15 protein-coding genes are annotated in these 14,845 nt (G+C 49.4%); 1 reads left to right on the forward strand and 14 read right to left on the reverse strand.

Annotation, left to right across the window (positions count from 1 at the left end):
* Positions 1-173: 173 nt before the first annotated feature.
* The 5 genes from gpAD87_RS14550 to gpAD87_RS14575 all read right to left on the reverse strand — a co-directional run bounded on the left by gpAD87_RS14550 (position 174) and on the right by gpAD87_RS14575 (position 4,059).
* Positions 174-449, reverse strand: coding sequence for a barstar family protein (locus gpAD87_RS14550; RefSeq protein ID WP_064639003.1), 276 nt, complete (start codon positions 447-449; stop codon positions 174-176).
* Between the two features lie 17 nt (positions 450-466).
* Positions 467-907, reverse strand: coding sequence for a ribonuclease (locus gpAD87_RS14555; protein ID WP_064639004.1), 441 nt, complete (start codon positions 905-907; stop codon positions 467-469).
* 286 nt (positions 908-1,193) lie between these two features.
* Complete coding sequence (locus tag gpAD87_RS14560; RefSeq protein ID WP_064639005.1) at positions 1,194-2,201, reverse strand: Gfo/Idh/MocA family protein; 1,008 nt, start codon at positions 2,199-2,201, stop codon at positions 1,194-1,196.
* 2 nt (positions 2,202-2,203) lie between these two features.
* On the reverse strand, positions 2,204-2,578 hold the full coding sequence (locus gpAD87_RS14565) for a helix-turn-helix transcriptional regulator (RefSeq protein ID WP_063563231.1): 375 nt from the start codon (positions 2,576-2,578) through the stop codon (positions 2,204-2,206).
* A gap of 335 nt (positions 2,579-2,913) precedes the next feature.
* A complete protein-coding gene (locus gpAD87_RS14575; RefSeq protein ID WP_064639007.1) occupies positions 2,914-4,059 on the reverse strand; it encodes an acyltransferase in 1,146 nt (381 codons plus the stop codon).
* Between the two features lie 61 nt (positions 4,060-4,120).
* Between gpAD87_RS14575 and gpAD87_RS14580 the strand changes: the two genes are divergently transcribed.
* Positions 4,121-4,531 carry a YidH family protein gene (locus gpAD87_RS14580; RefSeq protein ID WP_063563228.1) on the forward strand — a complete coding sequence of 137 codons (411 nt, stop codon included), beginning with the start codon at positions 4,121-4,123 and terminating at the stop codon, positions 4,529-4,531.
* 137 nt (positions 4,532-4,668) lie between these two features.
* Here gpAD87_RS14580 and gpAD87_RS14585 read toward each other — a convergent pair whose 3' ends face one another.
* The 9 genes from gpAD87_RS14585 to gpAD87_RS14625 form a co-directional block, all read right to left on the reverse strand.
* Positions 4,669-5,271, reverse strand: coding sequence for a general stress protein (locus tag gpAD87_RS14585; protein WP_064639008.1), 603 nt, complete (start codon positions 5,269-5,271; stop codon positions 4,669-4,671).
* Between the two features lie 134 nt (positions 5,272-5,405).
* A complete protein-coding gene (gene hrpB, locus gpAD87_RS14590) occupies positions 5,406-7,922 on the reverse strand; it encodes an ATP-dependent helicase HrpB (RefSeq protein WP_064639009.1) in 2,517 nt (838 codons plus the stop codon).
* A 178-nt stretch (positions 7,923-8,100) separates the two neighbouring features.
* The gene (locus gpAD87_RS14595) at positions 8,101-8,907 is read right to left on the reverse strand and encodes an SDR family oxidoreductase (RefSeq protein WP_063566319.1); all 807 of its coding nucleotides are present in this window, start codon (positions 8,905-8,907) and stop codon (positions 8,101-8,103) included.
* Between the two features lie 189 nt (positions 8,908-9,096).
* Complete coding sequence (locus gpAD87_RS14600; protein WP_064639010.1) at positions 9,097-9,939, reverse strand: protein phosphatase 2C domain-containing protein; 843 nt, start codon at positions 9,937-9,939, stop codon at positions 9,097-9,099.
* An 11-nt stretch (positions 9,940-9,950) separates the two neighbouring features.
* Positions 9,951-10,703, reverse strand: a complete 753-nt coding sequence (locus gpAD87_RS14605) for a vWA domain-containing protein (RefSeq protein WP_064639011.1) — start codon at positions 10,701-10,703, stop codon at positions 9,951-9,953.
* 33 nt (positions 10,704-10,736) lie between these two features.
* Positions 10,737-12,827, reverse strand: coding sequence for a hypothetical protein (locus gpAD87_RS14610; RefSeq protein WP_064639012.1), 2,091 nt, complete (start codon positions 12,825-12,827; stop codon positions 10,737-10,739).
* 157 nt (positions 12,828-12,984) lie between these two features.
* Positions 12,985-13,260 (reverse strand): WXG100 family type VII secretion target, encoded by a 276-nt coding sequence (locus gpAD87_RS14615; RefSeq protein WP_017689071.1) that lies wholly within the window; start codon positions 13,258-13,260, stop codon positions 12,985-12,987.
* A 193-nt stretch (positions 13,261-13,453) separates the two neighbouring features.
* A complete protein-coding gene (locus gpAD87_RS14620) occupies positions 13,454-14,002 on the reverse strand; it encodes a hypothetical protein (RefSeq protein ID WP_063566322.1) in 549 nt (182 codons plus the stop codon).
* Between the two features lie 6 nt (positions 14,003-14,008).
* A complete protein-coding gene (locus gpAD87_RS14625) occupies positions 14,009-14,839 on the reverse strand; it encodes a hypothetical protein (protein WP_063566323.1) in 831 nt (276 codons plus the stop codon).
* Between the last annotated feature and the right edge of the window lie 6 nt (positions 14,840-14,845).

Here is a 14,845-nt window from a genome sequence, read left to right on the forward strand (position 1 = left end):
AACGTGAAAATATTTTTAATGTTAATTTTATTTTAACGTATGATATGCGAAAATCAACCCTTTCGTGAAAATATTTTTAACGTTGTGTATATCCCTATAAAACACAAAAAAACAGACCGAAGGGTCTGTTCTCTTTGCACCAAAATTTGCTGTTATGATTCGTAGTTCATGTACTAGTCCTCAGTCTTGAATTGAAATCCGATACTCTCTTCTTCTGCCTCCAGCATCAACTTGTATACCATCTCTGCCTCACTACCCAGCCGTTCCTTGCTGATCTGGTAGTTCGTCCAGGTTAATTCAAGCGGCAGCTCAATCATGCCTGTAAGGCAGTCCCACAAGGCGTCCAGATTTGCACCGTAAAAGTCTGGCAGTTCAAGCTTTTTCTTCAATAGCTCATGCAGTTCTGTTGTGCTGTAAAAGTCCTCACCGTTAAGTACTACCCTCTTCATGTCTGTCCTGTCCTTCCTTATTTCAAGCGAGTAAATGATGCATAGTGGTCTGTCGTTTTGTAAATCAAGCCGTCACTGGAATACAGGATGCGGTCCGAATTACGGAAACCGGAAGTGTAGTTGATATCCGCTTCACGCCAAGTACGGCCACTCGCTGCTGGAAGCAAGCCTTCCCGGTTGCTAAACACGTCTCCACCGATACTTTTGCCCGGAGCAACCGTAGCGAGGTTGCCTTGAGAAGATACCCAGCCTAGTGCCGTTGCCTGTGCTTTGGTAATGTAGTTGCATGGCAGTTGCCCGTTGGCGCTGAGATAGTTGGCCACACCAGTAAACGTATTGATAATGGTACACGTTGCAGCTGAAGCCTTCTGCTGTCCAACCGGAGCGATCTGTGAACCTGTGAAGAAAACAATCGTTAACATAACCGCTAGCAGAGCTGTAGACAAAAACTTTTTCATAAATTCGCCTCCCAATGACTTAAAATGGATGAACGTTGCCACTATGTAAGTGATATGAGATGTAAATTCTGCCTGGATGTACGTTCTGCTAGATTATAGTGAACAAGCCATCTATTTACTATTTATATCACATCATTTTGGAGGAAAGATCAAATTCAACTGCTATTTTTGTAAAAATATCTAAATATAACATTTAAATATAAAAAAAGACTCACATCCCGGGGGATGGAGTCTGCCATTTCGATCATTTCCTATCATCTATCATGCTAGCATGTTAGCTCCTGCTTTAATCCACTAACTGCACCCGTTGACGGGTTCGCGCCGATTCTAGGCATGCATCAATAACACGCATATTCTGAATGGTGTTTTGCGGACTAAACGGCAAAGCTTTTCCTTCAAGCACTGCGGCTGCAAAGGTCTCCACCTGCAAAACATAGGAGTTGGATACCGATACACGTTCCTCACGGCTGACGGAATCGGTGTGCACGATAATCTGTGGTGGAATATCACTGTTCTCCCAGCCGAACACCTTGGGCAGTTCAATCCGTCCATCGGTGCCGAGAATTTCCATCTCGGCTCTTCCCGAGGCCCACATGCCGCAGTCAAACGTTAACGCTACTGAATTGGGAAACTCCACAAGTCCTGAAGCCATCATATCGACGCCATCATGTTCTTCAGAAAATAGAGCATGTACCGTCACGGCTTCCGGCTCCTGCCCCAGATACATGCGGGCTGCCGAGATTGGATATACGCCAAGATCAAATAATGATCCTCCGCCCATCTCTCTTTTGAACCTTACATTGTCTTTATCGTCAGCGGTATTACAGGTGAAATTGCCATGGAGGGCTCTGACCGTACCAATCTCCCCACTGGCTATTATCTCTTGCACACGTCTATGCTTGGGATGGTATCGATACATAATGGCTTCTGCAAACAGTACGCCGTGCTGTTGACATACCTCAATCATTTCCACCGCTTCTTCTGAATTCAGAGCAGCCGGTTTCTCACATAATACATGTTTTCCAGCCTGAGCAGCCTTAATCGTCCACTCCTTATGCATATGGTTAGGAAGAGGAATATACACAGCTTCAATATCCGGGTCCGCAATGAGTTCATCATAGCTGCCATACGCTCTGGCAATGTCGAGTTCATTCGCAAGAGCTTCCGCCTTCTCCTTGCTGCGGCTGGCTATCGCCAAGACCTCACCCCGTTCGGATTGTTGAATCGCCGGAATGACTGCATTTTTCGCGATTGTGGATGTACCAAGTACACCCCACTGTAAGTGTCTGTCCATGCTTATCTCCCTTTCACTCCGTAATTGTCCTCTTCTGCCTTGTGTAACATGCCGAGACAACGATCTAGATCGGCCTTAACCTGTTTTTTATATAATTCAGCTTTCTCCGCACCATCATCCGTGAAGTGATATAAAACGATTTCCTGAAAATCGACTTTGGGATCACTGCCCTTCAGCTTCTTTGTCCGATAAAAGACACCCTGTTGAACCAATTCATGCAGCGCCCGGTATATCTCGCTCTGGGGTGGTACATAACCGTAGGCTTTGAATTCCTGCTTCATTGCCTCCAGCATTTCATAGCCGTATCCCCTATGCTGTTCAACCATCGTAATCAGATACAGCTTAATAAATGCCCGCTGCGCAATCATAAAAGCCACGTTCATTCCCCTCCTGTCAGCTCTATATATCTAGTATTATAAAACTTATGTTCCCCTTCTGCCATCTTTATCCGTCCTTCTCCCTTTAATCCATGGGCGTTGGAAGGCAAGAAGGAGAAATGATGGATTGGCAGAAACGTAAGGTAGAGCGGGATTTGAAGTTTTCTGTTATGAATTTTTCAGGTAATGAAATTTTAAAATTTATTTCAAAAGTGTTTGTCGTGGTATTGGCGTCACTTTTTTTTCAGGTTGTTGCCTTCATTTTTATCGGCCCTCTTTATCGGCCCTCAACTCACTGTTGTTCTGAATTTTTCATATAATGATGTATTCACCTGTTAATCAGGTTTGGACTTCGGTACGGTCCCCACAATCCACTTGCCCCAGCTTGCTCGGGAGATGAGCCATGTGATTACGCAGGATAACGTAAGCGCCAGCAGCCAGGTGATGATCATGCGAACTACGGGGTTTAAACCCAATGCCACATAAAACTGTTCATCCGGAATGTAGCTGTAGCGCAACATCAGCATGTGCATCAGGTAACCCCCGTACGAAACTCCGCCAATCCACGCCAGCAATCGTGTTACTCTGATATTGTGAAGCTTGCCAGCCAGTTGGTACATCACCATGATGGAAGCTATGAGGAATAAGATCATATCCGGCCGGATGAGACTGACGGTATAGAAGGTAACTTGTATGCCCTCCGGCTTCTGGAACTCCTGCATTAACTTATATATAAACCGAAGACCAAGGACAATAAACACGGTCCAATATCCCCAGCGCAAACGTTGAATCCACTCATTCCAGCGTTGAACCGATAGACCGGCTGCCGCACCAAGCACAAAATAAAAAAAGAAATACAGGAAATTTCGATCCGCATAGGTTGTAAAGGCATCGGTCAGCACCGGGACATTCAACCATTCCATGAACCTGGCGATATTTCGCAATTGATCCGCGAGCATAAGGTACACCACACCGGAAATCAGAAGAGCTATTGTGCGCCCCTTCGCCTCATATCGGTTATAGACATAACGGATTGCTCGCAAAAACAGGGGAAACAACAGATAAAACTGAATAAGCATAATTATGTACCAAAAATGCGAGGTTGTCTTACCCGTGATTAATTTCAAACCAAGGTCAGGGATATCCTGCCAACCAAATCCGTTCCAGCCGCGAGGCGCGAGTGTGAAGTAGATCAGTGACCAAATAATATAAGGGACGATTACATCGGTTAATCGCTTTTGCATGAAACGTCCAAAATTCAACTTGTCTCCTGTATTATAGAAAAGCACCATGCCTGTGATAAAAATAAATAGAGGTACTGCAAATTTGGACAGCATCAGCAGGATGGCGAGCAATACGCCATCTTCTAGTCCCGCTTCTGGGACCAGGGAATAATGTGCTATGGAGTGCTGAAGGACGACCGCCGCAAAAGCAATTCCCCTCAGACTCTCGATTTCTGTAATTCGTTCTTTACGAGGCATAACAGACAGCCTCCTTTCTTGGTTTTGCCATGAAAACGACGTACAATGAAGCCATATATTGATGAACGGGGTGATTCACATCTCAGATACAGACCAAGACATAACTACCATTGACTCCAAATATGTACAACAGCATCTGGCTAATGAACGGACCTTTCTGGCTTGGGTTCGTACCGGCATTGCCATGGTTGGAATTGGCTTTCTCGCAGCTGGCTTCGGCTTCAGTTCAACGGCCTATGATCGGATGGCCCATATCGCAGCAATCATCATTGGTATTACTTCCTTGGTCAGCGGCATTCTGATCATCCTGTGTTCTGCAGCCGCTTACCATCGAAAACGCAATCAGATTAATTCACAAACATTCCAGGCATCCACGAAATTGATTCGATTCCTGACACTGATGTTGCTGGTGATTGGACTGGCCCTGGCCGTATTACTGTATGTATTGTTATTCCCTGCCTGGCAGGTTTAACACCTGAACCTCTGACGTTCATTTCTGCATCATACCCAGGTACAAAAGCCGGCTTCCTCTAAGGAAACCGGCTAATGACCACCTGGTGGTTCACATATATCATTCCAGTTGAAGAATCCTGTCTTTGGTGATCCGAATTATAGAAAAGTATTGTTGCCAAATCGAGCGGCCTTATCCCGTGCTTCCAGTCTGCGCTCTTCCATATCGATATCCGAGCGCTCAGTAGGCACATCTTCTCGATGGACATCGATACTATCCCGATTCACATAACTGTTACTGCTGAACACGTCATAAACATCGGTATCCCGATCGGTAGAGTCTACGAGCAACAGAATTTTACCACTTTGCACGTATTCCTCATACTGTCTGGCGTCCTCTTCCGGAATGCCGAGACCGACGAGCCCACCTACAAGTCCGCCTGCTCCTGCACCTACAGCGGCACCTGTAAAGGCTGCGGCAATTGGGCCTGCGGCCAGAATAGGACCTATGCCCGGAATCGCCAAAGCCCCAATACCAGCGAGCAATCCAGCTACTCCGCCGAGCACCCCGCCTGTTGCCGCACCTGCAGCTACACCTTCGGGTGCTTTTGTACCCGTCTCTTCGCGAATGGCCTTCAATTCATCCCGATCCTGTGTGACGACCGAGATTTCGTCTGAAGTAAATCCTTGCGCTTTCAGTCCCTCGATTGCGGACGATGCCTCACGTTCTGTATTAAACACACCTACGATTTTCTTCTGCATAGTGAATCCCTCCTCATCTAATTGAGTGGTTCGCTATGTTATTACCCGCTTTGTTTTCTTTCAAACGCTTCCACCGCAATATCAGAGCACGTTCAGACCCAACTTTCAGACCGAGGCTGGCAAACACATTCTAGCTAAACTCGTGGTTTAGCTCGGTTAGTAGCAATCGCTTCCAGCGGGTCATCCGGCCAATAATGTTTGGGATAACGACCTTTCAAGTCTTTCTTGACCTCAAAATAAGTTTCCCGCCAAAAGTTCGCCAGATCTCGTGTGACCTGTACAGGCCGCTGCGCCGGGGAAAGCAAATGTATGGTCAGTGGTACTCGACCACCGCCAATACGCGGGGTCTCTTGCTGTCCAAACATCTCCTGCAGTCTCACCGCGAGCGTAGGATCTTCAGGTCGGCTATAGTCCACCGGAATGCGCGAACCACTAGGCACCTGAATATGTGTAGGAGCTTCACGATCCAATTGCTGTCGCTGTTCCCAGCTGAGTCCGCCGAGCAGCACATCCTGCATCGACAATTTCTTAAGATCCGCAGCAGATCTCATGCCTGTCAGAAAAGGGCTGAGATGTTCTGCCAGTTCTTCGGTCAGATGATCTTCGATGAGATCAGGCCATTCTGGCAAATGATGATGTAAAAAGCGCATCCTGTCCGCCAGCTGTCGTGATGATTTTGTCCAAGGCAAACAATCCAGCCCTTCGATACGTATTCCCGAGAGTAATGCTTCGAGCACCTGATCTTCGGGTGGCTGTGCAATGCCGCTCTCATTCAACGTAATGGCTCCAATTCGCAGCCTTCTATGTGCCCGCACACTGCGGGTGTTTCGGTCCCAGGCGACCTGATCCTCTTCATGCAGCAGATGTGGACCAAAGTCCAGCAATCTCTTCTCCTGCACTGGCGCAGCCAGCAGGATGCGCGCATCCGCGCCCTGGTCGTCGGCTTCGGCTGCGACCAGATAGGCTGAACGGCTCAGCGATTCTGTCGCTGCGAGCCGTACCCCACGGCCGCTGCTCAGCAGATAGCGGCCGTCCTCCCGGCGTTGCCCGATCCGGTCCGGATAAGCGAAGGACAGCAGCCATCCGCAGCTGTCCTCATCCGGCCGTACCGGATCGGCCGCCGGGCCGAGCGCCGAGCGCAGCTGGCGGCTCTCCTGGAGCATGCGGCGCACGGCAGCACCGTCTGCGACAGACGCTGCCGCTTGCGGCATGCCGCTGCTGTCCGCAGTCAGCAGCGCTTCCACGCGCGGGCGCAGATCGGTGCCCGCGCCTGCACTGCCACTGCTGCGGAGGCCGCCAGGCTCCTGCAGCAGTGCCGCCAGCATGCTGGCGTAGCTGGCCAGCCCAAGCTCCGCCGCGCGGAGCAGCATGCTGGCCAGTCGCGGATGCACGCCAAGCGTGTTCATCCGCCGCCCGAAGGGCGTGATGCGGCCTGCCTCGTCCAGGCCGCCTAGCTGGCGCAACAGCGCCTGTGCCTGGCCGTAGGCTGCGGCAGGCGGGATGTCCAGCCACTGCAGCTCTGCAGGGGACTGGACACCCCAGGCGGCAAGCTCCAGCGCCAGCGGCGCAAGGTCCGCGGAGGCAATCTCCGGCTTTGCTGCATCAGGCAGCACGCCATGTGCCTCTTCGCTCCATAGCCGGTAACACACGCCCGGTGCAATTCGCCCCGCGCGCCCCCGCCGCTGATCGGCTGACGCTTTGGACACCGGCAGGGTGACGAGCCGACTCATGCCGGTTCGTGGCGAGAATACCGACGCACGGCTCAGCCCGGCATCCACCACAACTTTGACTCCAGCCAAGGTAAGACTGGATTCGGCAATGGACGTGGACAGCACAACCTTCCGTTTACCTTCTTCTGCGGGTCGCACAGCTTCATCCTGCCGTTCTACAGGCATGCTGCCATATAGAGCATGTACTTCAACATGAGCAGGAATCATCCGGTTTGACAGCTCTCGCTCTGTGCGATGGATTTCTTTTGCACCCGGTAGGAAAACCAGCACATCCCCTTCCTGTTCTTCCAGTGCCTTAACAACAGCCTGAGCTGTAAAAGTCTCGATCTGCTCGGATACCGGTTTGGATACATATCGGGTTTCCACCGGAAACGTTCGTCCAGGACAGGCAATCCATCTCGTCCCCTCACCAAGCAGCGCACAGACAGGAACAGGGTCCAGCGTGGCCGACATCACCAGCAGTTTCAGATCAGGACGCAGCATGGCCCGGGATTCAAGCGCAAGCGCCAGACCAAGGTCACCATGCAGATGCCGCTCATGAAATTCATCGAAGATAATCATCGCCGTGTCTTCCAGGCCCTGGTCCTGTTGAAGCATCCGGGTCAATACACCCTCCGTCACCACTTCTATGCGAGTGGATTGACTTACACGCGTATCCATCCGCACCCGATACCCTACGGTTTGTCCTGCTTTTTCACCTAGTGAAGCTGCCATTCGTGCAGCTGCCGAGCGAGCGGCGAGTCTGCGGGGCTCCAGCATAATGATTTTCCGTCCAGTAACCCATGGCTCCTCCAGCAGTGCCAGCGGTACTACGGTCGTTTTACCCGCACCCGGCTCCGCAATTAACACACCTGTATCCTTCTCCTGAAATAACTGCCTTAGTTCAAGAATAATCTGTTGTATCGGTAAATCCGTCTTCATCTCATCTCTCCTAATTAATGTTCCACGTGTCTATTCGAATGTTAGCATTATAACAAAAAAAGCCGTTCCAGAGGAACGACTTCATACATACATCCATTTCAACATTTTACATCCTTCCATTTAACTCGCTCACAACGCTGATTGAAAGTAGCTCTATGGATGAATACAAAATGCTCATTTAGCTCAGCAGCGACTCTGCACCGTCAATGACAATTTCCGCACCTGTGATATGTCTGGACTCCGCAGAAGCCAGGAACGCTACCAGATCAGCGACGTGCTCTGGCTGACCCGGTCCGTCCGCAAGCGGTTGCTGGCCTTCCGGGAATTCCATTGGAATGACAATTTGCTGCAACTCATCCGTTTTGACCGTACTTTGGTCAATATTCGTTGCAATCGCTCCAGGACAGATGACATTGACACGAATCTTGAACTTCGCCAATTCCAGCGCAGCCATCTTCGCAAAAGCAACTTGCCCCGCCTTAGATGTACTGTACGCCGACATGCCGAAGCTGGAGAAGCGCTGATTACCGTTAATGGAGCTCGTGATAATGATACTGCCGCCACCACGTTTCTTCATATGAGGCAGTGCATATTTGATCGTAAAAAAAGTCCCGTTCAGATTCGTCGTAATAATCTGCTGCCAATCCTCAACCTGAATTTCCTCAATTGGTGCCGATACGCCATTAATACCTGCGTTGGCAAAAACGATATCCAGACCACCGAACAATTCGATGGTCTCCAGGACTGCTTTTTCCACCCGTGCAGGATCGGAAATATCTACATCGAAAGCTCTTGCCGCACCTGCACGCAGCTTATTAATTTCGGCTTCCGTCTCCGAAATCCGATCATTAACCAGATCAAGCAGCGCAACATGTGCTCCCTCACTCGCCAGTTTGAGCGCTGCCGCTTTGCCAATTCCCGAACCAGCACCAGTAATAATGGCGACTTTGCCTTCGAACCGTGACTTGCCGTTATGTTGTGTCATTATCCATTCCACTCCTTCTCGCTCAGTAATTATGTAAGAATGTACGTTCATGCAATATCTGTAAGTAGATTCTTCACAAGATTACCCAAAAAGAGTGTCTTTTAAATCAACACGGAAAAGTTTTTTCGTAGGTGATGCTTACCATTTTTAGCAGCATGATTAGATCATCCTGTAATGCTTCACCCGATCTCACCATTCCAGCTCAATGAAAGCGGCATCATCTTCAAGCCCACCCGTATGTCTGGCATCCAGCAGTACCTGGATGTGCTCATCCGGTATATAAGCCTGAATCGCATCTAGGTCATTCAGGCCATCCGTGTACAGTTGAAGACGAACTACTTCATTGGCAGACAGTTTAGCCTCATAGATATGCGGTTTGCCACCAACCGGACCCTCCAGTGTAGACCAACGTTCATTCGTAAGGCAGTTCACCTGAAATGCTGCCGATTCCTCCTGACCGTTACGCCAAAGACGGATGCGGGAGTCCCCCTGCCAGGCTAGCCACACCTTGCTTTTTCGATTGCCTGCCGTGAGCTCGATGCGTCCACACACATACATGGCCTGACTTCCCTTGCTCCGCTTCTCCATCAGCACTTCCCGCAGCAGTACAGGCGAATTTTCCAAAGGTTGCAACTTCTCCAGCTGTTCGGATGCCGGACTGGTCAAATCATGAAGCAGACGTTCCATAACATCCAAAGAAGGATGCTGAGTCGTTTCCAGCCACTCCAACAAGGCGTTCCCCAGAAAGCGTGCAGCAAAATCACCAAGGTAACTCATGCCTACCCCATCACATAATACGAAAGTACACACATTACCATTCATGCGAACAGCAGCAAAATCCTGTCCGGTGTCTCCCTGATTAACGGTCTCCGCCGCTCTTCCATAACCGTACCTGCACTTGAATGTACCTTGATAACGGGTCAACGGCTGTTCCCCCGTCTGGACACTCACATAGCGAAAGTTGCCCTGATAATGGTCCGCACGGCTTCCCTTATCTCCAGCAGACAATGTTGCCAAACGCATCGCTCTCATGATTTCCCCTCCTATCTCACAGGCGTAGCAGCGGACATCTGAAACCCGATGGATACCAGTTCTGCACAAGTACCAGGAAGCATCATCAGTGCACCAGGTGAAAGCAAATAATCTGCCTCAACCAGCATTTCACGATAACTTTCCGGCAGAACCGAGGACATATTGCGCAGCTTCTCCCCATGTTCATCCTGAAGGACCGTCTCCTGGGATATTCCCTTCCATCTTCGGGGCTCCGGAATAGGGCCTTCCAGCAGATGATCGGATATAAAAATATTCTCGACGAGTACATTGCCATCAGGCACACTCATACCCATAATTCTTTTGGCAATGGGCTCCGGATCTTCACCTGTAGCTACCCCATCAGTCATATGACATACAAGCGGCGCAGGACAATCTTGCATATTGGGAATTTCAGCCTGTAGAATCTTCTCGGCTTGCAGGAAAGCCTTCGCTGAATCCGAGAATCTTTTCGGCGTTAAGTCCGGCAACGAACCCACAGCAGCGATTTCGTCGATGCCCTTAATCCCGTTCAACAGATCGTACACATCATCGCTGTATGCCAGAATCGCGATCCTGTAACGAGGTGTCAATCGGTTCCCCTTGGTCGAACGAAACACCATTTGGCGAATAGCCAGAGATAAGGCATCATAGACGACATCAATCCGCCGACGGTTGTCCAGAACCATGTTCATGGAGGCGCTAATATCAATTAGATAGATAATCAGTGCGGGTGTGCGCTGGGATGCTTGAATTGTATAGTTCATCTGGGATGTGTCACCTCCGTCGTTCACATTATTTTACAAATTGGGTAATGTATAATCCGTATTGCTTAGGAATTTATTGATCGCATTCATTCGTGCTGCCACTTTACCGACACCTTTGAAATAGGTCGCGTCGGTGTTGTACAGATTTTTGAAATCACGCGCGTATGATTCCGCATTCTCAATTTTTCTGCCTTTTTGCGCATTATACGTTTTATTGTAATGGGCAATCAGTGTGACAACATTCTGGGCACGTTTTTTCTTGAGCGCAGCTTTCTGGGCTACTTCCTGTTTGCGTTGAGCCTCCGCTGCTGCCTTACGCTCGGCTTCCTGCTTCGCAATTTTAGCGTCATTTTCTTTTTTCCAGACTAGATAAGCTTCATATTTTACCTGTTTGTCGTACTTTTCCTGTTCAGCCTTCTTGGCTGCTTCAAGCTTCTCTTGTTTCTGCTTGGCAAGATAAGCCTCATATTTCGCTTGCTTATCGTACTTGGCCTGAAGCGCTTTACGCTCTTCTTCTTTCTTCTTGGCCTCTGCCTGCTTTTTCTCCGCTTCAGCCAGCTTTTTCTTTTCCTCTGCATCAAGTTTCGCCGCATCTGCTTCTTTTTGTTTCTTTTCTTCTTCCTGCTGCTTCAGAGCAGTCACCCTCGCAGCTTCGGCCTCTTCCGCAGCCTTTAGTTCTGCCTGCTTGGCAGCCGCCTCCTGCTCCTTCTGTTTAACCTCAGCCTGATCGGCCAATATTTTAACCGTTGGTACGGTTCCAGCTAGCAGAACAATCAGCACCGCCGAAGAAATCATAAACTTTTTGGATCGGTAAAAAGGAATCTTAACTGGCTGATCTGTATCATCATGCTTAGGATTTAGCTTCGCGTCCAGCTCTTGAATCGCAGCCTCAACTTCCATCTGCATCGCACTGTTATCCGGAATGAAATGATGTAGTGAACGATACACTTCGAGCGCCGCAGCCGGTTTGCCTTCATTCTCCAATGCTCTCGCCTGAAGGAAGAGACGATTCACTACCGCTTCCTGACCAGGAGAAGGTTCCACAGCGGGCACGTTCTGATCCATATTTCCCTGTTTATCCGATATACCGCTTGCTGCTCCTGTCCCTTTGATCTGGTTCGTCTCGACTGCATTTGTCTGGTCTGAAGCCTTGACTTCAGATTCTTCAACAGATGCGGCACTTGCCAGATGGATGTCCACAGCAGCCAGCGCCACAAACCATTCGCCAAACGTAGGGCAACTGCTGAGATCATGACTCTCCCAGGCACGAATAAACAGATCGGACACCTTTGAGCCCCAGCGCTTCTGCAGCGATTCTCTCATGGCATAATAACGTTCATTTACCGTCTGCATTTCGTGCTGGTCAAAATAACTTTCTCCCCATGCTTTCTCCACAATCGCTGCATCAGACCAACTTAACATCTCAGCAATGATAACTGCTCCGGCAAAACGATCGGCATACGCACTCCACAAACCGCTGTGCACTGTCCGATGGGCCGCATACCCCGGTGAACCGGCAAGCAAAGCATCCGGACGATCCATTCTGGAACCATACATCTGCTCAACATCTACCAGTTCAACTGCTGAAACCCCTCTCAGGTTCTCCACTTCGGAAAAAAACGGAATCATCACATTGGGTGCGGACAAATCACAATGAGCCAGCCCACGCTGTTCCATGGCCGAGCCGATCCCGGCCAGAGCTCTCGCCAGCTTCAGACTTTCCTCTGCTGTCAGCTGCTTCTGATCGCTGATTACATCGAACCAGGTCAGACCATGTACCCACGGCATCAATACCGCGTACAACAGATCAGGATGTTCTCCAATGAGCGCTCCGTTTCTTTCCGGAGTGAGCACATCACGCTTGCATACCTGCAAACCTGGCAGTTCACTATAAGAATCCATATGCTCAGACTGATACACCATAGCCGGAATACGGAATTTAGGGAAAAATACTTTTAGTGCTTTGGCCCCACTTACGGAACCGTTACGGGGTAACAACTGATAGACGATACCCTGCCTTCCAGCTTGGGCGTAAGCCAGACCAGGTGCAGCCGGATGCTGCCCAATGATATAGGCAATGTCGTTAATCACCACTTCATCCCCGGGATTTGGTTGAAAAGACATGCTCATCCCTCTCTCTGTCATTCTGTCATAGTGCAACAAAAACCGGGTGTTGTGAAAACGCCCGGTTTTTGCTGTAGTTGTAAATCTTCAGCTTGCTTCCTGCATATGATTCTGGGCGAATTCGGATATGGAACCTGCCCGAACTATGTATCGCAGATTAGCGAGCTTGGTCTGCCGTACGGAATTTGTTGGCAATAGCCGTCAGTTCCGCGCTGATGCTATTTAGCGTTTGAACGAAAGATTGCATTTGTTTGCTGGCTTCCTGGAATTCCTGGAAGAAGCGTTGTTTCGTCATACCTTCCCATTGTCCTTCCATACTTGTGATGGATTGAGTCAATGTAGAAACGATTTGCTGACTTTGCTCACCGCTTTGTTTAAATTGGTTGGAAACCTGATCAAGCTGTTCTGGGGTAACTAAAATACGTCCTGCCATTTGTAAATTCCTCCTTGGTTTGTGCAATTAAATTCACTTGTTCAAATTGTACTATACAAGGATCGATCGGACAAAAGCCGAAGGACCTAATCCTATTTACCCCATTTTTGGCATTCGAAACTTCGCCTAACAGCCTATTTATAAAAAAATTCACTTTCTGCTGTCTTGCTTATTCAGCCTTGTACCCGTGAGCTCAGGAAACCACAGGTTCGGTTCCTCTTCTCCCACGAAAGGAGGGATCTGTGAATCTCCACGCCACAGGTTCAGGCTGCATGGCCTGAATCAGGGTCGCCGGTGAGCCATCAGGCGGTGCGGCATCCTGTACACGGTACACTGCCGCTACCGCGGAAAATGGATCGGATACAACAGCAGCAGTTGCCGAATGCGCAGGCATAATCTCTCCTGCACGCTCCGTCTGAAGAACATTCAACATATTGACCGCATTGCCATAGGCTGTGTTCACATGACTCAACACTGTACGATACTCCATGTCCACTTGCTGGAATAACAAGGCCTTGCGTCCCAGCTGTACGCTCAAGTCCATAAAACGACGTACTGCTGCTTCACAGAGTCGCTTACTGTGATTCCATTCATTCATGATCGCGGCGCGGGCTTCAAGATCCCACTCCAGCGAATGAATGGCCTGATCCAATACTGTCATCTTTTGCTGTATTTGCTCCGCCGCATACTGAATCTGCCTGCTCAGTGCCCGAAGCACATCCGGTTCCACACGAATGCGCATTTACCATCACCTTTCCTCTTCCCCTGCAGGCTGTTTAAGCCAGTCCAGCAGCATCTCGTGAAACTGTTCTCTCGTCGTCAGTGCTGCAACAAGCCAATCATCCGAAGCCGATGTACTCATGCGAAACAGCCAGTTGGATACCGTACTTGCAGCGAAAGCCGCAGACTGTGATTTCCATCCTTCTCCGTTCCATACAAGCAACCGTAGTTCCCCTTCTGATTCCTTGTTCACCAGACAGCGCGCAAGTGCAAGTGATCCCTCGGGATCGCTCGTCTCTTGTACTAACTCATCAGCCACTGCCTGTAATTCTTTGTTCTTCAGATCATTCATCACATCATAGAATTTTTTCTTGGAGCACATCAGAGCCGGCTTTTCCGCCGGAGAATGACCACTCCAATTCATTCTTTGAATCAGAAAATCAATCGCTTCACGAACATTCCCCAAATCACTCAGCCGGAACGAATCCGGTTCGTCTGCAACACGGGATACTTCAACGACACGTTCATCCGTGCAGTGCACATAACTTTCATACGACTTGCCGCTGTGCGTGTAGCGAATCCAGCAAGCCCTGTCGGACAGTCCCGCAATGGCTACCCTGGAGAAAACGGTCGGTGTCATGATCAGCTCATTGCTGTCCTGATCCTGAATCAGATATCCTTTGTCGAGCAGGGATGTTTTTACACGCTCCCACTCCAAAGCAATGTCTTCCGCCATATATCCGCGGAACGGATCTTCCACGCCAAGCAATCGGTCTGAACCGAGAATACCGGCCAGGAAAAAAAGCTCTTTTATTTGCAAAGTGACTACCTTTTGCTTGGAATCATGAACCGTCAACATTATGAG

This window comes from Paenibacillus sp. AD87 (assembly GCF_001659845.1).
Taxonomy (GTDB): domain Bacteria; phylum Bacillota; class Bacilli; order Paenibacillales; family Paenibacillaceae; genus Paenibacillus; species Paenibacillus marchantiae.